General features: G+C 42.3%; 15 protein-coding genes, 1 tRNA gene and 1 pseudogene. 9 read left to right on the top strand and 8 right to left on the bottom strand.

Features of this window, described 5'->3' with window-relative positions; genetic code table 11:
- Positions 1-158: 158 nt before the first annotated feature.
- Complete coding sequence (locus tag CLV32_RS06340; protein WP_133553636.1) at positions 159-1,757, bottom strand: cysteine peptidase family C39 domain-containing protein; 1,599 nt, start codon at positions 1,755-1,757, stop codon at positions 159-161.
- A gap of 132 nt (positions 1,758-1,889) precedes the next feature.
- Here CLV32_RS06340 and CLV32_RS06335 point away from each other — a divergent pair, with 132 nt between their 5' ends.
- Positions 1,890-2,633: a LytR/AlgR family response regulator transcription factor gene (locus CLV32_RS06335; RefSeq protein ID WP_133553634.1), complete on the top strand. Its 744-nt coding sequence runs from the start codon at positions 1,890-1,892 to the stop codon at positions 2,631-2,633.
- 59 nt (positions 2,634-2,692) lie between these two features.
- Here CLV32_RS06335 and CLV32_RS23455 read toward each other — a convergent pair.
- From CLV32_RS23455 to CLV32_RS06295, 7 genes and pseudogenes are all read right to left on the bottom strand, one after another.
- A pseudogene (locus tag CLV32_RS23455) lies at positions 2,693-5,422 on the bottom strand (lantibiotic dehydratase); the annotation flags it as partial.
- A 286-nt stretch (positions 5,423-5,708) separates the two neighbouring features.
- On the bottom strand, positions 5,709-6,650 hold the full coding sequence (locus CLV32_RS06320) for a site-specific integrase (protein ID WP_133553628.1): 942 nt from the start codon (positions 6,648-6,650) through the stop codon (positions 5,709-5,711).
- A 247-nt stretch (positions 6,651-6,897) separates the two neighbouring features.
- Positions 6,898-6,984 (bottom strand) — tRNA-Ser (locus tag CLV32_RS06315).
- Positions 6,985-7,052: 68 nt separating this feature from the next.
- On the bottom strand, positions 7,053-9,056 hold the full coding sequence (locus CLV32_RS06310; RefSeq protein WP_133555506.1) for an HD family phosphohydrolase: 2,004 nt from the start codon (positions 9,054-9,056) through the stop codon (positions 7,053-7,055).
- A gap of 205 nt (positions 9,057-9,261) precedes the next feature.
- The gene (locus CLV32_RS06305; RefSeq protein ID WP_133553626.1) at positions 9,262-11,706 is read right to left on the bottom strand and encodes an outer membrane beta-barrel protein; all 2,445 of its coding nucleotides are present in this window, start codon (positions 11,704-11,706) and stop codon (positions 9,262-9,264) included.
- A gap of 32 nt (positions 11,707-11,738) precedes the next feature.
- The gene (locus CLV32_RS06300; RefSeq protein ID WP_133553624.1) at positions 11,739-13,418 is read right to left on the bottom strand and encodes a M56 family metallopeptidase; all 1,680 of its coding nucleotides are present in this window, start codon (positions 13,416-13,418) and stop codon (positions 11,739-11,741) included.
- A gap of 20 nt (positions 13,419-13,438) precedes the next feature.
- Positions 13,439-13,810 carry a BlaI/MecI/CopY family transcriptional regulator gene (locus tag CLV32_RS06295; RefSeq protein WP_133553622.1) on the bottom strand — a complete coding sequence of 124 codons (372 nt, stop codon included), beginning with the start codon at positions 13,808-13,810 and terminating at the stop codon, positions 13,439-13,441.
- A gap of 153 nt (positions 13,811-13,963) precedes the next feature.
- Between CLV32_RS06295 and proB the strand changes: the two genes are divergently transcribed.
- The 8 genes from proB to CLV32_RS06255 all read left to right on the top strand — a co-directional run bounded on the left by proB (position 13,964) and on the right by CLV32_RS06255 (position 23,591).
- Positions 13,964-15,043, top strand: a complete 1,080-nt coding sequence (gene proB / locus CLV32_RS06290; RefSeq protein ID WP_133553620.1) for a glutamate 5-kinase — start codon at positions 13,964-13,966, stop codon at positions 15,041-15,043.
- A gap of 1 nt (position 15,044) precedes the next feature.
- Positions 15,045-16,289, top strand: a complete 1,245-nt coding sequence (locus CLV32_RS06285) for a glutamate-5-semialdehyde dehydrogenase (RefSeq protein ID WP_133553618.1) — start codon at positions 15,045-15,047, stop codon at positions 16,287-16,289.
- A gap of 86 nt (positions 16,290-16,375) precedes the next feature.
- Complete coding sequence (locus CLV32_RS06280; protein WP_133553616.1) at positions 16,376-18,457, top strand: HEPN domain-containing protein; 2,082 nt, start codon at positions 16,376-16,378, stop codon at positions 18,455-18,457.
- A 1-nt stretch (position 18,458) separates the two neighbouring features.
- The gene (cobA, locus tag CLV32_RS06275; protein WP_133553614.1) at positions 18,459-19,244 is read left to right on the top strand and encodes a uroporphyrinogen-III C-methyltransferase; all 786 of its coding nucleotides are present in this window, start codon (positions 18,459-18,461) and stop codon (positions 19,242-19,244) included.
- Between the two features lie 12 nt (positions 19,245-19,256).
- Positions 19,257-20,720 carry a TSUP family transporter gene (locus CLV32_RS06270; RefSeq protein WP_133553612.1) on the top strand — a complete coding sequence of 488 codons (1,464 nt, stop codon included), beginning with the start codon at positions 19,257-19,259 and terminating at the stop codon, positions 20,718-20,720.
- A gap of 2 nt (positions 20,721-20,722) precedes the next feature.
- Positions 20,723-21,433 carry a phosphoadenylyl-sulfate reductase gene (locus CLV32_RS06265; RefSeq protein ID WP_133553610.1) on the top strand — a complete coding sequence of 237 codons (711 nt, stop codon included), beginning with the start codon at positions 20,723-20,725 and terminating at the stop codon, positions 21,431-21,433.
- A gap of 2 nt (positions 21,434-21,435) precedes the next feature.
- Positions 21,436-22,341 carry a sulfate adenylyltransferase subunit CysD gene (cysD, locus tag CLV32_RS06260; protein WP_133553608.1) on the top strand — a complete coding sequence of 302 codons (906 nt, stop codon included), beginning with the start codon at positions 21,436-21,438 and terminating at the stop codon, positions 22,339-22,341.
- Entirely contained in the window at positions 22,341-23,591 is a 1,251-nt protein-coding gene (locus CLV32_RS06255; RefSeq protein ID WP_133553607.1) for a sulfate adenylyltransferase subunit 1, read from the top strand. The genes cysD and CLV32_RS06255 overlap by 1 nt, the downstream gene beginning before the upstream one ends.
- Positions 23,592-23,608 lie beyond the last annotated feature (17 nt).

The following is a 23,608-nucleotide window of genomic DNA, read 5'->3' as shown; positions in this document are numbered from 1 at the left end:
AATAAATTTAATGTTTTCATGTTACTTTTTTTAGGTTTTGATTGATTCTGTGCCTTCCTTCACGCTGGAATCCTTGAGCGTCATGTATTGGTAACTGCATGATCGTTGGGAATTCCGTTTGCAACCGGTATCCCTGTCTTTGTACAAAATTTTTATGGCTAATCTAATAGGTATTTGATATCCTCTATGCGGTACGGGACTGGTAGCTTATAGCCGTTTACCAGGACAGTTGGTGTAAAGCGAATATCGGCAAGTTCGCACCAAGCCATTTGTCTTTCCGTTACGGCCTTCTGCTCCTTTTCAATAGCTACAGGGTACTTCGCCGCCCATTGTTCATATTTCTTTTTATCCTGTTTATACCAATCGTTAAGTGCATTTTTTAGAATCTCGGCATCGTAGGCTAAACTTAGCGCAGACACGTGCCTGGATACCTTGGTTCTTGCCTCATTGTCATCATCCGCGCTTGTGAAAATGATTTTTACTTTGATATCGTCCCTGGTGCTAAGCCAGGTATCTAAGGTCTTATGTGCCTTCGCGCAGGGTTCGCAGAAAGGATTGCTTATCATAGTGATGATAGTCTGCGCTTGGGGATTTCCCAATACAATTGGCATGATCTCATCTGGGACTGCATATCTGGGCTGATTTACCAATGCTTGTTCAAAAAGGGTGCTATTGTACTTGAATTTATTCAGCTGCCCTTTAAGTGGCTTTAGCTCGGAGGTACCCACAAGAAATGGTTTTAAAAATATCCATAGAGCCACTGGTACTAGGAAGGCAATCGCAAACACACATAGCCCCCTTAAGTTCAAGTATGGTATAGCCTGTGTCAGCACCGTTCTTTCAAACAACAATGTTGTCACGAACTCTAGTCCCAAAAGTGCCTGTACACTGCAACATAGCAAGCACCAGTTTTTATGCCTGTATTGATAGGTTAAAGAATATACTATGTAGGGGAGCGCAAGGACGTTTAACCATATTATTTCCCAAATAGCGCTTGGGGTAATCAACAGTGCAAGTGCTGATCCTGCAAAGTAGAAAAAACCTACTTCACTCCAGCTTAGCCAACCGGTCAGTTTGGCCGCGTCCGAATTCAGAACCGCGTTGCAATCGTTTTTTCTTCCTAAACTGCAAAGGTTTTGTATCAGGGTGTTATTCGCATTGATTCCGTGTACCAGCAGTAGCACACAGACTGCTGTTCCGGCCAGTTTAATTCCAAGCAATAAAGCAAGTCCGCTATTGATTGCACCATAGTCAATGCTGAAGGCTATGGCCACTATCAGTACGCCCATTACCAAAGGAATTCTTATTTTTTCGAATAGGTCCTTCCGGCGATTTTCACTGAAGTTTTTTTCGCCGCTACTTTCCGATCTCGTCGCATGCAAGGCCACGCCACTCCATCTTTCCAAAAATTCGGATTCGGGAATCGCCAGGCCGGTACCATTTTCATCCGTATAGGTTACCGTTTTGGCTACAATATTTTGCACCAACATAAAATACCCTCCATTATGACTGCTATGGGCAATAAAAGGGTACTGCAGATCCTTAGGATTGTAGTCGTTTTTGTCGATTTGGTAGGACTGATTGGCAACAGACCAATCGGTTAGGCTGTCGCTGAGGGAGAAGAGACTCGGATAATATGGGTGTTCGGTCAGCGCTTTTAAAAGGGTACCGTCGCTTACCCTCACATCCAATACATTTAACAGTTGCTTTACAACTGCAAATGCGTTATTTTGTTTTGATCTAAGGAATTTGAACATTGCGTTAAGTTTGACTCAAGTTTAAAATATTCTTAGTCTTAAAGAAAATTGGATGTACCAATTGCACTGTAACGGGGATGAACTAATATCTAACTGTGTACATTCGCAGTTTAAGTAATTTATTTCTCTCATATGGAGCTTAAGTGTGTTATTATCGATGATGAACAGTATGCAATAGATGCGCTTTCAGAATACATCCACAGGATGCCGCAACTAACGTTCTGTAAGGGTTACACTGATCCGCTGATGGCGATGGCAGAGCTAAGTGGGTCCGATTGCATCGATTTTATTTTTACTGATATCGAAATGCCAGGTATTACTGGATTAACGCTTGCCCGCCAGCTTAGGTCCTGCTGCAGATTTTTGATTTTCACAACTGGCCATCCAAGTTATGCCCTGGATGCCTTTGACTTGAGGGCTGACCATTATCTGCTGAAGCCGATAACTTTTGTTAAATTTGTTTCTGTCATTGATAATCTTATTAAGAATATTGGTGCACCGGTGCAAGCGGCAGCTTTGTCGCCGAGCAAACTGCATTTTATCAAGGCCGACCACAAGAATGCATATCATTTTTTAGATGGGCAGACCATAGTTTCGGTTGAGGCTGACAGGAACTACGTCAGGATTTACACGACGATCCAAAAGGAACCTTTCGAAGTTCATTTGGGGCTAATACAAGTAGAAGAGGCACTTGGTAGTGTGGAATTTATCAGGATAAATAAGTCCACAGTTATTGCAAAACAGTACATCAAAATGATCCAGGGTAACCAGATCACATTGAAGGACGGAAAAAGCTATTCGCTGGGCAAGACGTTCAAGTCCGATTTCGAAGACTTTATCAACCAGCACATATTGAAGGCAAAAGGTGGCGCTTAACACAGACTGGACATCATGCTATGTTAGTGATTCAGTTCTAGAGTCGCTAAATGGAATCATAATCCGACTCGCCTTGCAAGCAGGAGTTTTCTCAAATATTGATAGATTATCAGCTCATGAATCCGCTGGTCGCTTGAAAAAAGTCGGTTAATATGCATGTGTACCAAGTCTGCAACCATCGGTTCTATGTCACCTGGATCACAGAGATCAAGAATTTTTACTAGAATGTGCTGTTGTCTCCGGCCCATATTGGCATACTTTGCTATTGTTAGATTGTCAAAGTTGTCTATCAGGGCCTGGTAGGAGCGGTTTATGTTCTTGAAGCCTGCTTTGGTAGTTTTACGCTCTTTTGAAAATTGGTCGCCAATCGTCTTTACGAAAGATATTCTTTCCTCAAGATTAGTGTAGCATATCCCAAGCAGTCCCTGAAGATACAACAGCGAGGTGACATAGAGTGTATCGGTGGCAACGGCCGTTCTCAGCAATCCCATACAGTATTTGCTGTCTTGGAAAAAATATTCTTCCACCAAAAGTATCCTTGTCGGCCCATAACGTTCGCTCTCCCGCACATAAGTCTTAAGTTCCAGGCTTTTTACAATACCTGATTTCACAACGCCGTTAAGCAGGTTGTCCATAGCGGTAACCAGTGACTGAAGGCCCTCCGGCCGTCTTAATTGGAAACGGAGCCGCAGATGGGCAGCGGGATCGTTATACCTAATAAAGAACCATTTTTTGACATGCCGTTTTTGTTGTCTGATAAACTCGGCTACATACTTTAGCAGTATTTCATTAGTACGGAACTCACTCAAATAAATTTCAAAGTAGAGCCACTCCCCGCCAGGTAGTTGATAATTTTCGATTTCATTTGGTTTTGACACCCGAAGTTTAGTTGGTTCGAATGGTCGATAAATGGTCTGACTATGGGAATAGTTTACTAGATACTCTGCATGATAGGGTGACCCCAACTCATCATGAACGCTGTTCTGCTTTCCAAGTAACGCTTCATTAAGGTAAATCACGTCTGACTTTTGCTGCTTGAGGTAAGCTAGGAAAGCTTGTAAATCATCGCCTTTCTGCGGATCGAATAAAAGCGTCTGATCGGCCATTCCGGTCCTGAATGGATAGGTAATATTTCTCTCATCCAACCATATCCTGAGCCCATTAATGTCATTTTTTGCTTCTGTCAAGTCCCCTTTGAAAGCGAGTAACACCATTTTCCACCTCGCCGGTGAAACAATGATGTTCTTGAAAAGAACCCGGGGATAATAATCCAGGTCTGGGAAGAAAGATTGTATGTCGAATGCGAGATTTGACTTTAAATTTTGATGTTGCAGGTCGGATAGAAACCTATACACTGACAGGTCAGACCGTGAATAATTATAGGCAGATGCAAGCCTTGGAACAAGACGTCTGTTGAGACGTTTTGATGTAAGGATGATTTCAGAGGCCTGGATGCAGACAAGCAGGTCATCTAAGTCCAGCGGCTTATCCAGGCAAGACCAAGTTAGAACAGGCAACTCTTCTGGATACAGGCTGTTCCTGCGGTTTACATTGTCTACTTTAGTTTCTGCCTGATAGGCAATGTCAAAAAAACTTATACCAGGATTCGCCTTTTCTTCAATTGAGATAAGTTTTTTATATGCTCGGTAACAGCATCGTTTCCGAGGGAAAAACGGCCCAGAAGGGCAACTGCTGTACAGCCACCAGCACTTGATACTACCGGTTGTCCTTCAAATAGATGATAAATGATGCTTAAAGTGTTAGGGAGTTTTATTTCGCCTGGTGTCCTCAACGGTTCAAATTCATCAAGTCGTACCGTATTTCCTTGGATGAGATTGGTCAATATAAACTGATGCAACTCAGTGTACGATATTTTGAACACAGCTTCGGGTGTTCCATCTGTTTTTAACAGCTCAATGAGGTCGCTGCTGTTTTCAGTTTGCTCCAATGATCCATAGCCAATTCCGGCCTCTGGATCCAATGCGATGCTTAAGGGAACCAGCTGCTGTCCGAATTTTTTCAGAAACATTTTTTTGAAAGAATGTAAATCAGGGTTTTCCCGATTGCCGGTATATTTAGCCATGAAATCTAAAAACCCAGGGAGGTTTTTTAGCGGATCCAAATCTAGGCTTCCGTGACTAACATGTCGTTCTGAAATGATATATGACTTATCTGCTGAATGTTTACCCACGCCGATCCTTGCAAAATAATCCTCCCCAGTAATGTTAGCCATTTGGTCTGTCCAAAGCATTTGGTTTTCGATCATGTCTTTTATAAGCTGTTCTAAGCGGCGACCACGTAGTGACACATGAAAAGCAACTTGAGTTTTCAATTGATCATAATCGATCTTAAATTTACAAAGGTCCAACACTGTAGACAGCTCTGGGAAATTTTGTAATGAACGTGTGCTAAATTGCCCTTGGCTTGCTGCCACATATCTGATTTCGTTTCCTAAATGGTAAAGTGTTGAGTTTACAACTAACATATCTGCTTTTTTTGCAGATTGTTTTGGCGCCCCTTCTTTTTCGCTCCAGTCTTTAAATACATGTTCGGTAGCCTCACGCTGAATTTCTATCCCGGTTTGCGATTGTGACATGCGTTCGCGCAGTAGGCTAAAGGTGGCTAGACCAGCAAACGGAGTTGCCCGGAATTTGGCACGGTTAAAATATTTCCAGACCGTGAACCTGATCTTTTCTGGCTGTAATTCCAGGTCCGTGTGGCTTATTTCTTTAATGAGATTATAAAAGTCAGGGGAGGCCGCTGCAATTTTGTTTTTCAGCGAATTCCAGGAATCTTCAAGCGAATCATTCAGGGAAAATGCGGGGTTGCGCATCATTCCCCATTTTTGAGGCGTTAATTTCATATGGCTATGATTAAGTGTTTAAATTAAATAAAATAACGCTCTTTATCCAGCGGATTTATCGTAGGCTGCGTATTGTGCATATTATTCTCATCATACGAGTAACATGCGCGTTCCAAAAATCACGGCTGCTACAGTTCATTAGTTGTTAAAATCGTTAACAATCACTATAGTACTTGTCAGGATTATAATACAGGTATGGGGAGATTTGTCGATCATTTTGGGTGATCCTTGTATTTCTTGATAAGTGCTAATGCGGGTTTAAGTAGTGGGACTTTGGTAGGAGTGGATGTTTTTTTTCTAAAGGTGTGGATCCACATTTCTCCGTCTATTCCCTTTAGAATATTTGTTCGATTTAACGCGGAAACATCTGCATATGCCAAACCGGTGTAACAACAAAACAAAAAAGCGTCCTTCACTGCCTCAAGACGCTCTACCTCAAAAGTTTTCTTTTGCATCGACGCGAGTTCTTCCTTTGTTAAGGCTGTACGATCCACAGCCTTTAATTTCGGTTTATAGTTCAAGAATGGATTGGTATTTATGAATCCACTTGCAATAGCCAAAAGAATGATCTTTTTAAAGTTTTTAAGGTATTTGATAGTCGTATTATTATTGCACATACGTGTGCTTCTCAAATAGAAATCAAACTCATATATAAACTCATGATTTACTCTTGTGATGGCTAGATCGTCGACCTTATATTTCATTTTAATGAAGTCAGCGGTATGTTTATAAGTAGTTTTATATCTTTCCAATGTGCCTTCCGCGAAATGCTCACCTACCAAAGCTTGAACTTTATTGTTGTGTTCCTGAAATATGTCAAGAAGCATGATACGCTGAATTTTCTTTCCGGTGACTAAGTTTTTTATGTCTTGTGCCGTGATCAATCTGGTTGGATCTACCTCCAATAAGTATCTGTAATTGTCTTTCGCCTTTAACTCTAATTTGTCTAAGATGTCATTTAACTGCTGAGAGGTCATATCTGAAAGTTTTAATCGTCCCTTCCGCGCAATCCATTTTGACGGTAAACTGTTTACACCAGTGGAAATTTCCGCAAGTTGATCGTCGACTGTAATTCGGAGGTAGACGGGCATTTCACCACCTAAATAATTTTTTTGTTTCTTCAAATAAAATGAAGTCTTTAATGTACTCACCATGATAACTGTTTTAAGTGTAATAAAATTAACCTAACAGTCAGGTTTTTACAAGATGTTCAAATACTGAACTTGTTGATGAACAGTATTTTAAATCACTTTCAGTGAGTAGCTCAGTTTTTTTACCCTACTCACTGGATTACTCACTGGAGAGATGGTTTTAGATGAACAATTTGACACATCTTAAAAACAAAAAAGCCTGTTAATGATACATTAACAGGCTTTTTATACTTTTTGGTAGTGTTACCAGCGGAGAGAGAGGGATTCGAACCCTCGGTACCGTTGCCAGTACGACAGTTTAGCAAACTGTTCCTTTCGGCCACTCAGGCATCTCTCCGTTTTTCGCCCAAAACTGCCGTTTTGAGGTTGCAAATATAGTAATTCAAACAGCTTTGCAAAAAAAAATTACATTGTTTTTGGATAATCTATACGCACGTGATAGATGCTCATAAGCATTGTCTTGAATATCAGCTTTATAGTTTCAAGATCTTTTAACGTTAAATCACAATTGTCTAATTGATTTTGTGCTAATTTGTAGTCAATGATGCGTTCAACGAGGTCATTGATGTTTTGAGCATCCGGATTTTTGAGACTTCTTGAGGCAGCTTCCACCGAATCTGCCAGCATTAAAACACCCGTTTCTTTAGAAAAAGGAATAGGACCAGGGTATCTGAAAATATTTTCGTCGACGAATTTTTCCGGGGAGTTTTTTAAGTACGACTGATAGAAATAATCCACCCTGGTGTTACCATGATGCGTTCTAATGAAATCAATCACACTTTCCGGGATTTGGTGCTTGCGTGTAATTTCAATGCCTTTAAGCACGTGTTTAATGATAATCTGGGCACTTTGTTCATAAGGAAGCTTGTCATGCGGACTCTTTCCGGTATTGTTCTCAATGAAATACTGTGGATTTTCAATTTTACCAATATCATGGTATAAGGCTCCTGCACGTACCAATAGAGAATTTCCGCCAATCTTGAAGATTGCGGCCTCAGCCAGATTAGCTACCTGTAGGGAATGTTGAAAGGTTCCCGGGGCTTTAAAAGCAAGTTCTCTCAAGAGCTTGTTATTGGTGTTTGTAAGTTCTATCAGTGCGATATCTGAAGTGATTCCAAATACACGTTCAAAGGCATAAATTAAGGGATAGGCTAGCAGGGAAAGCAATACACTCACGCTGAAAGGCACAAAATTAACCCATTCAATTTCCTGGAAAGATCCCTCGCGCAATAGCGCAACACCTACAAAACAGATGAAATAGGAGGTTAGGATAAACAAGGCAGAAAGTAACAATTGCTCCCTTTTGATCAGGTTTCTGATACTATAAATGGCAACCATCCCCGCGGTAGTTTCATAAAAAACGAATTCAAAACTATTCGGTACAAAGAACCCTGCAATCAGAATCACCAGCAAGTGTAGATATAATGCAAGTCGGGTATCAAACAGAATCCTGATGATAATGGGAACGATACAAAAAGGAATGTAATACAGACTAGGCAGATTCATTTTAATAGCCCAGGTCAATGCTAAAAGCATAGAAGTGATCACCAGGAGGATCAGAGACAACTGCCTGTTATCGGCAAAAATATCCTTTCTGAAAAGATATAAAAACACCATCAACAGGCTTAGAATAAAGCCAACGAGCATAACCTGACCCAGGTAAACTAAATTACGATCACCGATAGTCTTCGTTTGCGCTTCATAAGTAGCTTTGAAAGACTGGAGTTTCTGGTAGGCGTCATCATCGATCACATTCCCTTTTGCAATAATCAGCTCGCCTTTTTGCACCATACCACGTGTGGTCGACAAACTGCTTACGGTGTTATTCTGGACAATGGAAGTCATCTTTTCATCAAACAGAATGTTTGGTTGTAAATGATCTTCGACCAGATTGATTACAAGATCTTTGATTCTGAGATCGGTAGCCTTAAATGTACTACTGAAAAAGTCGAGCGCAGTTTGTACAGTAAAAAGGTCCTGGCTACTTACTTTCTTGGAAATATTATTATTTAACAAGGATAGATCATAGTATTTAGCACCTTTCTGATGTTTAGGATTAGTAGCGATAATTCCCTTCTCATAAATAGACTTGAGCAGATTTAGAGAAGCAGTTTTGTAATAGGTTTTTTCAGCATCAGAAAAAGCTGCAGAGCGCCATTTTACATCAAACTCATTTAAGTAGGCCTCTTCAACACTGTTCAGTATGTCCGAATTGTAAGTGTATATCGGCAGTACATTATCCAGCGCATCTTGTTTATCCGTAACAACCTGTGGTGTGGTTTTTAAAATAGCGAAACTGAAAGGAGATACCAGGTCTTTGTTAAGCCACACTTTACCTTTTTCGAATTCGTACCTGAACCTTGGTTGCTTGGGCAGGAAAAACGTGATCAGTAAGACCGTAACTACCATCATAATATATTTAATATTTGATGAGTATTTGCGGTACAGTACTTTATGAGAGTTCTTATTGATCTTGGCCAAAATGATTATTATTGATGTCTTCCAAAATTAAGATAAATTCATCAATAAATGATTGTAAACATATAGCGCCGAATTTGCGATATGTTTACAATCATATAATTCTATTCAATAATTTAATAGTCAGTGTTTTATGCTAGTTTTTCACCCGGTTCTGCTCATCCTGAGCGCCTGCAGCATCATGTTTGCGCTGGTCTGCGATACTCTTGCCGAAGCGGTAGTTGAGCGAAAGTGTGGCAAATCTTGAATCACTTAGGTTTCTGTAACTGGCATCGGTAAGCGCCAGGTTATTAATTACTCCTGAATTTACCCGGGTATAAAAGATGTCGTTTACGTTCAATTTGATAGAGGTGCTGGCCGATAGCTTTTTCATTACGGCTATACGTACCTGTTTAACTGCTCCGGCAATAAACTGGGCGTTAACAACCTTACTTTGATAAGAACCTGCAAGTTCCGCGCTCCAGTCTGAAGGAAGCTTAAACTGGAATGTTGGGCCGATATAATAGAAAATACCCTTAGTGTCCAATGGTCCGGTATAAAAGTCGCTCACTGAGTGCGTCTGCGCTACTTGAACAAAAATATGGGCATTGAGCCATTTGGTAAGATCGCCGTTTCCATCCACACTGATACTTTTTAATGTGCTCTTACCGATGTTGCCTGGTCTGCTAAAATAAGTGCCGTTTACGATTTCGATGGTTTCATTTACCTCATCCTTAGTGCTACTGTAGCTGAGCGTGGTTGTCAGAAAATTTTTATAGGTATGGCTCAATTCAACACTATTCGTGTATGCCGGTCTTAAAAATGGATTACCTACGTAGAACGTGAATTTATCAAGTGGCGAGAGGAAGGGGTTAAGATCCTGATAATAGGGTCTGTCAATCCTGCGGCCGTAGTTGAGCCCAATCTGGTTGTTGGACATGGAATCAAGTTTGTAAGAAAGATACGCCGTTGGAAATAATCCGGTATAGGTTCTGCGGAACGCAGAATCAGGTTTTACTGCATTGCCATATTGATGCCCATCTGACACAGTATTTTCTAATCTAAGACCTAATTGCATGGATAATCTTTTTCCTTCGCGACTTAAGTTTAGATAGCCGGCATTGATATTTTCCTTATAAATAAAATGGTTGCTTTTCTCGTAGTCGGGCTTAGTAATTGCATTTACGGTATTGAAGTAGTTAACCGTATTGTCTGTTTTGATAAAACTTGATTTTAATCCAGACTCGAATTTCCAACCAGACGCCATAGGTTTAGTGTAATCCGTTTTGAGGGAATAAATATCCACACCGGCAGGTAAAGAGCCTGTTAATCTATCTTGTGTTTTTAGTTTACCATCAGGAAGATAACTGAAGTTGTCGTACACCTGGTCTGTTTGGTTTTTGTAATTCAGATAGTCGCCATCAATAGTCAGTTCTTGACCACTTTTATCAAACTGATGCCTGAAATTCAAGTTCACACCACCATTCTTAAAATCGATTATGTCCGAATTTTTTGCCACTATCATTGAATCCAGTTTGTTGAAAGCATTGAGTAGATTACTGGTATTATCATTGGTTTGTTTTGAGTTGCGCGTCATTCCTGTAAGCACAATACCCCAGGTTGTTTTTTCAGTTGCATAGTAATCAGCTCCGATTTTTCCATTCAGTGTATTACCGTGTCTTTTAAAATAGCTACGCTGATCAAAGATCGATTTGGTGCTCTCATCGGCATTTTTATAGCGTCGCATAATCGTGAGGTCACTAAAGCTATTATTCAGGTTATCACTCACAGTTCCGAATAAATTTAATTTATTGTCTCTGTAATTGAAGTTTAGGCTATTATTAGATCTCGTCATTTTTCCCTGGCTGAGTCCGAGGTTCACAGCACCATTGAACCCCTTTACCTTACCTTTCTTTGTTTTGATATTGATTACACCCGCGTTGCCTGCGGCATCATATTTTGCCGGGGGATTTGTCATGATCTCCACCTGCTCCAACGCTGAAGCGGGGAGTGATTGGAGATAACTTTGAAGGTCTCCTCCAGAGAGATAGGTTGGCTTGTCATCAATGAAAATCACAGCACCCTGCTTTCCTTTCAGACTGATAGTTCCGTTTTGATCAACGGTTATGCCTGGCGACTTTTCGAGTACATCGAGTGCGGTACTCCCTGCATTAGAAATCAGTGCATCAACGTTAACTACGGTGCGGTCGATCTTCCGCTCAACAAAAGCTTTCTTGGAAACAATATCGACCTGCTTCAGGTTGTTTGAACCTGCAACAAGTAAAATTGAAGGTAGCTTAATCGTTTCGTTACCAGGAAGTGTAATCTCTGCCGACTGAAACCTGTCAAAGCCCATGGCACTCACAGTGATCCGGTAACTCCCAGGAGCAACATTTTCAAAACTAAACCGACCGTCTTTTTCTGTAAACGTAGTTTTAACCAATGCAGAATCCTTGAATTTAAATAAGGTGACGGTAGCGTAGTCAAATGGTTTGTTAACAGATTCATTTACAGTTCCCTGAATGCTTCCCGGAGTTTGTCCCTGAGCAAAAGTTGAGGCAATACTCATCCAGATGGCCAAAATGGCCATTAATTTTTTCATAATAAGGTTTTAAGTGTTAAGTGATCCGGTTATCAGTTCGATTTAGAGCTAATCTCAAAATTGTAGAGAATAGAGCGATCTGGTTTCTTAAGATATCTGGTTTTTAATATTTTGTGCAACTCGTCGTTCTGTTTTACGCCATTGACGATGAGTTCTGTCGGACTTATTTTGTAAGAAAGTGCTTTCGTTTGTTTGATAATTCCACTATTCAGCAGGTCGTCAATGATGTTTTTCATGACATGATCGTTAAATTCATCTTTTTCCACGTGGTCTCCATCTACGGTAATGGATCTGGTTGTTGTTGTCGTAACGTTGGTGTTTTTGGATTCGTTAACTCTGGAATTAGGATTGTTGTCATACGTGTTTACCGGAGTTATAGGGGTTACCGGGGTTGGCGGTATTGCAGCGGGAGCGGAGCTAGCAACAACTGCCTTAGCTGCTACGCTGGCGATAACCGGGATAGGGTTGGTAGCACCGTTTGTTTGAACATCATTTATATTCGTGTTGATATTGCTGTTTAAAGGAGGTTCAGGGACTTCTGGGTGTGTCAATTTTTCTATTTCTGACTGAAGCTCGAGTATCTTTTGTTGCTTCTCTGCAATAATAGATGCTCTTTTAGTTATCGAATCGGTATTGGTGATTGTTTGCTTTGGCAAACCGCTAGCTAATTTGCTGGCAGCAACGTGTTGCTGAGCTGATGTATTGCTCGCCTTGAAAGCACTGGCAAGAAAAATTCCAGTGCCTAGCAACGCAACCAATACTAGTTTCTCCATGCGGTTTAATGAGGTGCTCTTATTAAATACAATCCTCGAAACACGATCCATCAGATTGTTGCGTTTCCGCCCAAATGCCATGGCATAGCCGAGTTTGCTACTGTCAAACTCTTCACAAGAAATCAATGCATGAATATACTCATTTTTGTTGCTGGTGATGGCTAATGCCAGGTCGTCGCAGCAATTTTCACGTTCCTCACGGATGAGTTTTGAGATCCAAAGTACTGCAGGATTGAAGAAGAATAGAATCTCAGCGAAACTTTGTAAGAGGTTAACAAGATAATCCTGGCGCTTAACATGGGCAAGCTCGTGACAAAGGATTGCTTCGATTTCTTTTCCTGACAGACCGTTTAACATACCCAAAGGAATTAATATTACCGGTTTAAGGTGACCAACGATAACAGGTACTTTAGCTATTCCTGATTGTAATAATGTTACGCTGCGTGTTATTTCCAGACGTTCCGATAGTGCCTGAAGTTGATCTTCCCAATATTTTCCCGCAGGATACACCTTGTTTTTCCGTACGTAACTGATGCTCTGAAGCCCGATTACCAGTTGAATGCTTTTAGCACAGATGATCAGGAACCAGATCATTACGATCTGTGCGGCATAATTGTTGAATAACTGAAATAAGCTACCGCCTTTTTGTAAGAGGTCTGAATCAGCATAGGTAGCGCCTAAACCGCCTGATGGTGCAACAACCGTTTGTTGATGGATGGGCTTGTTTAATTGAATAGCTATATGATTTGCCGCACTTAGTTCTCTAAAAAACAAGCCAATTATCCCAAGCAAAAAAAGCCCCAGGAACGCAACCAGCAAATTATATCGTAACGCTGCAGTTGATTTACGGGTGAAGATGATCACCATACCTGTACAAAAAGACAAGAGGATACCTAGCCAAAGTGAGTGAAGGAGTGTAGCAAAGAGTGCATGTTCCATAGCGGTAATTTTTTTGGTTGTTATTGTTCTGTTTTATTCAATAGATCTTTGATTGCCTGTAATTCTTCTTTAGAGGTTTTACTATTACCCATCAACTGCATCATCAGCTTGCTTGCAGATCCGTTATACATCGTATCAATAAATTTCTCTAACAGGAAATCTTTAGTGGTAGATTCCTTTTCCGCAACATGGTAAATATGTTTCATCTGACTCTCGTCGCGTTTCAAGATCCCTTTTTCGGTCATAATCTGCATCAGCTTCAGCGTAGAGGTATAGTTTACTTCGCGTTGCTCATTTAATTTATCATTAACAAGGCGTACTGTAGATGGACCAAAGTTCCATAAAACCTGGAGGATCTCTAATTCTGCTTTAGTAGGTTCAATATTTTTCATGCTATGCGTAATGTAATACAAACCAAAGGTAGGAAATATTTCGTACGAACAATAGGGTGGCTTTTATTTTGATTAGATTTATTTGTAATTGATTGATATATAGAATTATAAAATTAATTTATATTGCGAGCATAATTTTTTGCATTTTGCAAAATGAAGCTTTCGTATCAAAATGTTGTTGTAAAAATAGGTTCCAACGTACTAACCCAGTCAGATGGGCTACCAGATCTTGAGCGTATGAAGCATTTGGTCGGAGAATTAACAGCATTGAAGAAAGCAGGGGTAAATGTGATTCTGGTTTCCTCAGGTGCTGTGGCTTTTGGACGTAGCCTGATCGGCATTTCAGAAAAGAAAGATGTTGTTGCAGCACGCCAGCTACTGGCTTCTGTTGGTCAGGTGAAGTTGATCAATACCTATGCGCAGTTGTTTGCTGAACAAGAAATTACCTGCGCGCAGGTACTGGTAACGAAAGAAGACTTTCGCGATCGGGTACATTATTTAAATATTAAGAACTGTCTGCAAATCTTGCTTGGTAACAACGTGATTCCTATTGTGAATGAGAATGATGTGGTGTCTGTTACTGAACTCATGTTCACAGATAACGACGAGCTTGCCGGTTTAATTTCTGCCATGTGGAATGCAGATGCTTTGATTATTTTATCCAACGTTGCGGGTATCTATACCGGTCATCCCGAACATCCTGAATCGCTGTTGCTCGAAAAGATCTCAGGTGATCAGCTCGGCAAAATAGATTTTGTAGCTAGCGCCAAATCGCAGTTTGGAAGAGGGGGAATGGTGACTAAATCTGCAATGGCACAAAAAACTGCCAGATTGGGTATTCCGGTACATATTGCTAATGGTATGACAGCCAATGTACTCAAACGTCTCTTTGACGGGGAACTTGCACATACTCAGTTTATGCCACGGAAGGGCGCCTCGAATATCAAGAAATGGATAGCCAGTTCAGAGAGTGTGGTAACTGGTGAGGTAGAAATTAACATTGGGGCAAAAGAGGCCATTACTGCTGATAAAGCCGCAAGCCTGCTTTTGGTTGGCGTAGTCAGGATCATCAGCCCATTTAAAAAAGGAGATATCATCAGGCTTGTTGATCCCCGGGGACATAAGGTTGGCTATGGGCTGGCGGAGTATCCCTCCGAGAAGGCTATAGAGCTGCTCGGACAGAAAAAAATAAAACCACTGGTACATTACGATTACTTTTATCAAACTTCCTGATATGGACTACCAAAAATACTTTCAAAATGCACTCGCGGCAACACGTTCCATCATTCACCTTGATCAGGAAACTATAGACCTTATCTTGAAGGAGCTTGCTGTTGAGCTATTGGGCCAAACAGAATTTATCCTGCAGCAAAATCAGCTGGATTTGGATCGTATGGATACCAGCGATCCTAAATATGACAGGCTACAACTCAGTGCGGAAAGAATCCAGGGAATGGCCGCTGATTTAATGAGCGTTTCAGAGCTACCCCATCCATTAGGGAATTTGCTCGTGGAGCGGACTTTACCTAATGGTTTACAATTGTCGAAAATAAGGGTGCCAATTGGCGTGATTGGTGTAATCTATGAATCCCGACCGAATGTAACACTCGACGTGTTTGCACTCTGCTTTAAAACAGGTAACGTCGTGTTGCTTAAAGGTAGTTCTGATGCCGAATACTCCAACCTGGCATTAATCAAAGTCATTCATCAGGTGTTGCAAGCTTACGGTGTTAGTACTTCGGCGGCAGCGCTGCTTCCTGCAGAACGGGAAGCTACAGCAGCTTTGCTGCAGGCTACAGGATTTGTTGATGTGATCATCCCAAGAGGAAGTCAACAGTTGATCAGCTATGTTCGCGAGCACAGTAAAATACCAGTAATAGAGACTGGAGCTGGGATCGTTCATACCTATTTTGACAAGTCTGCTGATCTGGTTAAAGGCAAAGCCATTATCTGCAATGCCAAGACGAGGCGTGTAAGTGTCTGTAATTCTTTGGATTGTGTCCTGATACAAGAAGACAGGCTTTCAGACCTCCCCGAGCTTTTTAATCCTTTGAAAGCACAAGGGGTGACTGTATATGCTGATGAGCAGAGCTACGCTGCTTTGAACGCGTATTATCCTGCTGAATTATTGTTTAAAGCGGAACCCGAACATTTCGGTACGGAATTCTTGTCCTTAAAATTAGCTGTTAAAACGGTAAAGGATATTCATCATGCCCTGGACCATATCGCTCAGTTTAGTTCCAAGCATAGCGAAGCCATCATTTCGGAAGATCAAAGATCTGTAGACCTTTTTCTGAGAGCGGTGGATGCTGCCGCAGTTTATGCCAATGCCTCTACTGCTTTTACTGATGGAGGGCAGTTTGGCTTAGGTGCAGAAATAGGCATCAGCACGCAGAAATTGCATGCCCGGGGGCCAATGGGACTCGAAGAACTCACCAGCTACAAGTGGTTAATCAGAGGAGACGGGCAGGTGCGGTAGTCTTTTTTTGCTTAAAAAGACTACTAAAACCATGTACTTTGTATATATTTGACCAGAACCACAGTAAACAATCAATTTCTTAGATTATGCAAAGCTTTAGAACTGAACTGGAAAATCCTGTTGTAGAAAGAGATATTATAGATCTTGAACAAAAAATACGTGCCTTTAGGGCGGGAGAGATTCATGAGGAGAAATTCAGAAGCCTGCGTTTGGCAAGAGGTGTTTACGGTCAGCGGCAGCCCGGTGTACAGATGGTACGTATCAAACTGCCTTTCGGAAAAGTGACTTTTAAACAGTTGCTGCGCATTGCAGATGTAGCTGATGAATATGGGAGCGGTAACTTACATCTCACAACAAGGCAGGATATCCAGATCCACTATGTTAGCCTCGATAGAACGCCAGAGCTTTGGGATGAGCTTGAGCGGGATGATATCACTTTAAGGGAGGCCTGCGGTAATACGGTTAGGAATGTAACTTCTTCTCCCGACGCCGGGATAAATCCCGATGAGCCTTTTGATGTATCGCCGTATGCCCATGCAGTGTTTAAATATTTTCTCCGCAATCCAATTTGTCAGGAGATGGGGCGTAAGATTAAAATTTCTTTCTCAGCAACAGAACGTGATACCGCTTATAGTTATATCCATGACCTTGGTTTTATTCCTAAAATAAATGATGCGGGGGAGCGTGGCTTTAAGGTTATGCTGGGCGGCGGACTCGGCGCACAGCCTTTTCTAGCCAGTGCCGTTCAGGAGTTTCTACCCGAAGATCAGGTAATTCCCTATACTGAATCCGTATTGCGTGTGTTTGACCGCTATGGTGAAAGGAATAACCGTAATAAAGCACGACTAAAGTACCTCGTTCAAAAGTTGGGACTTGATGAAGTTCTTGCACTGGTAGCTCAGGAACGGGTAGCCAATAAGTCAAAATCATTTGTGATAGACAGACTGGCTGTAGCGGAACCAGAACCGCCACTTGTAATTGCCTTTGAAGAATCGGAACTGCTGCCAGGTTATGATCTATGGCGCGAAACGAATGTTTTTGAACAGAAGCAACCTGGGTTTTTTGGTGTGTATATTAAAGTAACCATAGGTGATATCCGCACTTTTCAGGCCCGTGAGCTGGTAGAAGCAATTCATGAACTTGTAGCTGATGAAATCAGAATTACCCAAAATCAGGGCTTGTTACTCAAATATGTGAGAAAAGAAGCGCTACCTACATTATATGCCCGGTTAAAGGCTTTGAATCTCGCCGATCCCGGGTTCGACAGCGTTGCTGATATTACCACGTGCCCTGGAACGGATACCTGCAACCTGGGTATTTCTAATAGCATGTCGTTGTCAGCAGTACTGGAGCAGGTGATTTACAATGAATATCCTGACTTCATACACGACAGGGAGATCAAAATAAAGATTAGTGGCTGCATGAATTCCTGCGGGCAGCATGGACTTGCACATATCGGTTTTCATGGAAGTTCTGTAAAAGCGAATGGTAAAGTAGTGCCGGCAGTTCAGGTGATGCTTGGCGGTGGCACAGTTGGTAACGGCGAAGGCCGCGTGGCAGAACGGGTAGTTAAGGTGCCTACAAAAAGGGCTGATGGCGTATTGCGCAGCTTGTTGAACGATTTTCAACGGGTGTCAGTTTCAGGAGAATCCTTTCATCAGTATTACGACAGACAAGGAAAGGATTATTTCTATCAGTTATTGAAGCCTTTGGGCGATTTAACAGCATTGAAAGATGAGGAATATGTTGATTGGGGCCATGAAGAGACTTTCGAGACAGCGATAGGAGTGGGCGAATGTGCCGGTGTGGTGATCGATCTGGTTGCTACGCTGCTTCTGGAAGGGAAAGAAAAGCTGGATTGGGCAACAGCAGCATTGGTTGCAGGCGCCTGGTCTGACGCGATTTACCATGCCTACGCTGTACAAGTCAATACGGCAAAAGCTTTACTGTTGGATAAAGGCGTGAACTGCAGTACACAATCAGGGGTAATTAAAGAATTTGATGCCAATTTTGTGGCCACGGGAGAGGTGGAGCTTGGTGATACCTTCGCGGAACTTGTTTTGGCGATCAACAAAAATGAACCCTCGGAAACCTTTGCAATCACCTACCTGGACCAGGCAACAAAATTTTATAAACTTATGAAGTCGAGAAGGGAGGCGCAGTTTTAATATGAAAAACACAAATACGCATGTGGAACCACGCATCACGCTTGTTGGTGCCGGGCCGGGAGATCCGGATTTAATAACGATGAAAGGCGTGAAAGCTATTCGCGCTGCCAACGTGATCCTCTACGATGCACTTGTAAATGTTGAAATACTGGATTATGCAAATCCCGACGCCCTCAAAATTTGTGTTGGTAAGAGATCAGGGCAACACTCACACACGCAGGAAGAAATCAATCAGCTGATGGTGAGTTCGGCATTAACATATGGACACGTTGTGCGTTTAAAGGGAGGTGATCCCTTTGTATTTGGCAGAGGCTATGAAGAGCTCAATTACGCTGCGGATTATAGCATACCCGCGGTAGCGATCCCTGGATTGTCGAGCTCCATTTCCGTCCCGGGATTGCAGCAAATTCCGGTAACACACCGGGGTTTAAGCGAGAGTTTTTGGGTTGTTACCGGAACAACAGCTTCAGGTGATATTTCCAACGATTTATATGAGGCGGTCCGTTCTAAGGCAACGGTTGTTGTATTGATGGGCTTGCACAAGCTTAAGCGTATTGTGAAGCTTTATCAAAATGAAGGGAAGCGGAAATTGCCTGTTGCTGTAATCCAAAGTGGCTCTACAGATGCCGAAAAAATTGTAGTGGGCATTGTAGATACGATCGAAGAACTTGTTTTGGAGCATGACATTGCGGCCCCTGCGGTATTGGTATTTGGCGAGGTGGTAAGCCTGCATCCTTCATTCCAGCCAATCAGAGAATTCTATAAAATAATTGCAGAAGAAATTTAGCACAACAACCCTTTGGAAAGCAATACTCTTTTTCCCGTATTTTTAAAACTTGAGGAGCTGCATACTGTGCTGATCGGAGCGGGCGCTGTTGGGCATGAAAAACTTTGTGCCCTGCTTTTGAATAGCCCTGCCTCCCGGATAACCATTGTTTCGGTGCAGATCTCGGAAGAAGTTACACAACTGGCAGCGCAATACCCTGCTGTTACTTTGCTCCAAAAACAATATGAAGCAGCCGATTTGGCTGCAGCTGATATTGTGATCGCCTCTACAAATGATGCATCCCTGAATGGGCAGATTCGCAACGATGCGCATCAACTGAAGCTATTGGTCAACGTGGCTGATCAACCCGCGCTGTGTGATTTTTATCTCGGATCGATAGTACAGAAAGGTCAGCTTAAAATTGCAATATCAACAAACGGACAATCACCAACAATGGCAAAAAGGCTTAAAGAAGTTCTTCAGGGATATTTGCCTGATGAACTGGAAACAAGTCTGGAGCAACTTAATGCATTAAGGAATAGTCTTGAAGGTGATTTTAAAAACAAAGTAGCTAAATTGAATGCAGCAACGGCGGTTTTGGTAGAGTCGGTACCTGAAAAAGATAATAAGCCGAATTTCAAATGGCTGGTATGGCTCAGCATTGTTTTTTCACTCGGCATCCTCCTCACTGTTTTTTGGTTTAAAGAACCTGAGTTCAGGGTTTACATCACAGAGGTTGACCCTGTTTTTTACTGGTTCCTGATCGGGGGCTTTATCTTCGCTATGGTTGATGGATCTATAGGGATGTCTTATGGTGTTACGTCTACAGCATTTTCTTTATCTATGGGTATCGGTCCTGCGGCTGCAAGTATGGCGGTGCATCTTTCGGAAATCTTAAGCAACGGCATTGCCGGATGGATGCATTACCGGATGGGTAATATCAACTGGAAGCTCTTCAGGCTGCTGATCGTTCCAGGTATTTTGGGCGCCGTATTTGGTGCCTACCTATTGTCTTCTCTGGAGCATTACAATGCATACACCAAGGTGCTGGTTTCAATCTATACGCTGATCCTCGGTTGGGTTATCCTTTCCAAAGCTTTTAAAACCCGCAAAATGAAATCCAGGGAAAAGATTAAAAAGATCAGACTGTTGGGGCTGTTCGGCGGCTTCATTGATGCTGTAGGTGGCGGTGGATGGGGCTCTATAGTTTTGTCGAGCCTAATTGCCGGAGGCAGGAGTCCGAGGTTTTCGCTGGGAACAGTAAAGATCACCAGGTTTTTTATTGCCATGATGAGTTCGCTAACCTTTGTCACCATGCTCAACTGGACAAATTGGGAGGCCGTGCTTGGCCTGGTAATCGGCAGTGCACTCGCTGCGCCAATCGCCGCCCGGGTATCAAATAAAATAAGTGTAAAAACGATCATGGTTGCTGTAGGCGCAATTGTAATTCTTGTTAGCCTCCGCAGTATTATCCTGATCATTATGAAACAGTTTTAAGTATGAATGAAAACCTGACGAAAATAGCTGCAGAAATAGGTGCGATGGATCCCGTAGCGGCTCTACGGTATTTATCCGGCCGCTTCGCGGGGAAGATTACCTTTTCGACCAGCTTCGGACTGGAAGATCAGGTAATAACCGATTTTATTTTTGCCAATCACTTGCCAATACCCATCTTCACCTTGGAAACAGGCAGGCTGTTTCCAGAAACATACTATGTGTGGAACAGGACGCTTGAACGATATCAGCAACCTATAGCAGCCTATTTCCCGAATGCTGATAAGCTTGGTGCAATGGTAAACACCAAGGGGCCCAGTAGTTTTTATGCTTCCGTGGAAAACAGGAAGGAATGTTGTCAAATCAGGAAAATAGAACCTCTAAAGCGAGCGCTTAACGGCATGCAATGTTGGATTACAGGTATCAGGGCAGATCAATCTTTAAACAGGAATGAGATGACAAATCTGGAATGGGATGAGGGAAATCAACTCATCAAATTTCATCCGTTGTTCAACTGGACGCTGGAAGATGTGAAGGCTTATGTCAAAACTGAAAATCTGGTATACAATCCATTGCACGACAAAGGTTTTCCAAGTGTAGGCTGTGCGCCCTGTACCCGCGCAGTTAAAGAAGGGGAAGATTTTAGGGCCGGACGCTGGTGGTGGGAAGACCAATCAAAAAAGGAATGTGGTTTACACACAACAAATGAAAAATGAACATGAGTGCATATCAATTAGATTATTTAGATGAACTGGAATCTGAAGCGATTCATATCCTGAGGGAGGTAGCAGGACAGTTTGAGAAACCTGCTTTACTGTTTTCAGGTGGTAAGGACTCAATTACATTAGTAAGACTTGCCGAGAAGGCATTTAGACCGGGGAAGTTTCCTTTTCCCTTAGTACATATCGATACGGGACATAACTTCGAGGAGACAATTCAGTACCGAGATGACATGGTGAAACGCCTCGGTGAGCAATTGATAGTCGGCTATGTACAGGATGACATAGATCAGGGTAAAGTTAGGGAGCAAACTGGAAAGAATGCCAGCAGAAATGCGCTGCAAACCGTTACATTACTGGACACGATTCAGAAACATGGATTTGATGCATGTATCGGCGGAGCCCGTCGTGATGAGGAAAAAGCAAGAGCAAAGGAACGGATATTTTCCGTGCGCGACGAATTCGGGCAATGGGATCCAAAACGCCAGCGCCCTGAGCTCTGGAATGTTTACAATGGCAAGATTGATAAGGGTGAGAATGTCCGGGTTTTCCCAATAAGCAACTGGACGGAGCTTGATGTATGGAATTATATCCGCAGGGAAAAAATGGAGCTTCCGTCAATATATTTTGCACACGAGAGGGATTGTATTACACGGAATGGACAGCTGATGGCTGCGTCGCCATTTCTAAATATGGATGACGATGATCCTATTACCCGCCGCAAGGTAAGGTTCCGTACCGTTGGCGATATGAGTTGTACAGCAGCGGTGGCGTCTGAGGCGGATCAGATAGATGATATTATTGAAGAGATCAGCAACTCAAAAATCAGTGAGCGCGGAGCTAGGTTAGATGATAAAGTGTCTGAAGCAGCGATGGAAGACCGTAAGAAAGGAGGGTATTTCTAATGCATATGTTGAAGTTTTTTACCGCAGGAAGTGTGGATGATGGGAAAAGTACATTAATAGGTCGACTCCTTTATGATACGGGATCAATCCTTGCCGACCAACTCGAGGCCCTGCAGCAGTCGAACAGAAAAAATGATGATGGAAGCATTGACCTCGCCATCCTTACTGATGGGCTCCGTGCTGAGCGCGAACAGGGTATCACCATTGATGTTGCCTATAAATATTTCCAGACATCGAAACGGAAATTCATTATCGCCGATACGCCGGGTCATATTCAATATACACGAAATATGGTTACTGGTGCATCCACAGCGAACCTCGCCATCATATTGATCGATGCGAGAAATGGGATTGTTGAACAAACCATCAGGCATTCCTATCTGGTGTCAATGCTGGGGGTCAAAAACGTTGTTATCTGTGTCAATAAAATGGATATGATCGGTTTTAGCGAGACAGCTTTTAACGAGATTAAAAGCGCATATCAGGTTTTGGCCTCAAGCCTGCTCTTGCATGATGTTACCTTTATCCCTGTTAGTGCTTTGAAGGGAGACAATATTGTTCAACGATCGGCTGCGATGAATTGGTATGCGGGGCCAACACTGATTGATTTTTTGGAAACAGTTGCTGTTGAAGATACTGCACATTCTAAATATGCGAGAATGCCAGTACAATGGGTAATCAGGCCACAGACGGAGGAGTTACACGATTACCGGGGTTATGCAGGTAGAATTCTCAGTGGCAGTTTCGCAATTAACGATCCCGTTACGGTACTGCCATCTGGATTTACCTCAACCATCGAACGTATAGAAATATTTGACAGGCAGCCTCAAACCGCCCACGCTGGAATGTCGGTAACACTTCACCTAAAAGATAATATTGATATCAGCAGGGGAGATGTCTTGGTGAATTCGAATGCGCTGCCACAAAATTCTCAATTGGTAGAAGCAGATCTTTGCTGGATGGACAACCGATCTATGGATGATGCTACAACTTATCTGCTGCAGCACAATAGTAAGGTTACCAAGTGTCGCATCAGGGAAATACTATATAAGGTTGATATCAATACGCTTGAGAAAAAGACTGAGCAGGAGTTTAAGCTCAATGATATTGGCCGCGTAGTCATAAAGACCGCTGAAGCATTGGCATACGACCTCTTTAATGAAAATAAAACAAATGGATCGGCCATATTGATCGATCCAAGAACGCATCTAACCGTGGCAGCGCTGATGTTCCGCGCGGTTGTTGAATAATAGATTACGAGCAATAG

The organism is Pedobacter duraquae (genome assembly GCF_004362245.1).
GTDB lineage: Bacteria > Bacteroidota > Bacteroidia > Sphingobacteriales > Sphingobacteriaceae > Pedobacter > Pedobacter duraquae.
This window is presented reverse-complemented; position numbering and strand designations above follow the sequence as displayed.

Coding starts and splice junctions, on each gene's coding strand:
- CLV32_RS06310 (WP_133555506.1), bottom strand. CDS start 9,056: ATGGTAGTTACGGTCTTACTGATCACGTTTTTCCTGCCCAAGCAACCA.
- proB (WP_133553620.1), top strand. CDS start 13,964: ATGAAGCTTTCGTATCAAAATGTTGTTGTAAAAATAGGTTCCAACGTA.
- CLV32_RS06280 (WP_133553616.1), top strand. CDS start 16,376: ATGCAAAGCTTTAGAACTGAACTGGAAAATCCTGTTGTAGAAAGAGAT.
- cysD (WP_133553608.1), top strand. CDS start 21,436: ATGAGTGCATATCAATTAGATTATTTAGATGAACTGGAATCTGAAGCG.
- CLV32_RS06320 (WP_133553628.1), bottom strand. CDS start 6,650: ATGGTGAGTACATTAAAGACTTCATTTTATTTGAAGAAACAAAAAAAT.
- CLV32_RS06285 (WP_133553618.1), top strand. CDS start 15,045: ATGGACTACCAAAAATACTTTCAAAATGCACTCGCGGCAACACGTTCC.
- CLV32_RS06305 (WP_133553626.1), bottom strand. CDS start 11,706: ATGAAAAAATTAATGGCCATTTTGGCCATCTGGATGAGTATTGCCTCA.
- CLV32_RS06255 (WP_133553607.1), top strand. CDS start 22,341: ATGCATATGTTGAAGTTTTTTACCGCAGGAAGTGTGGATGATGGGAAA.
- CLV32_RS06265 (WP_133553610.1), top strand. CDS start 20,723: ATGAATGAAAACCTGACGAAAATAGCTGCAGAAATAGGTGCGATGGAT.
- cobA (WP_133553614.1), top strand. CDS start 18,459: ATGAAAAACACAAATACGCATGTGGAACCACGCATCACGCTTGTTGGT.
- CLV32_RS06295 (WP_133553622.1), bottom strand. CDS start 13,810: ATGAAAAATATTGAACCTACTAAAGCAGAATTAGAGATCCTCCAGGTT.
- CLV32_RS06340 (WP_133553636.1), bottom strand. CDS start 1,757: ATGTTCAAATTCCTTAGATCAAAACAAAATAACGCATTTGCAGTTGTA.
- CLV32_RS06300 (WP_133553624.1), bottom strand. CDS start 13,418: ATGGAACATGCACTCTTTGCTACACTCCTTCACTCACTTTGGCTAGGT.
- CLV32_RS06335 (WP_133553634.1), top strand. CDS start 1,890: ATGGAGCTTAAGTGTGTTATTATCGATGATGAACAGTATGCAATAGAT.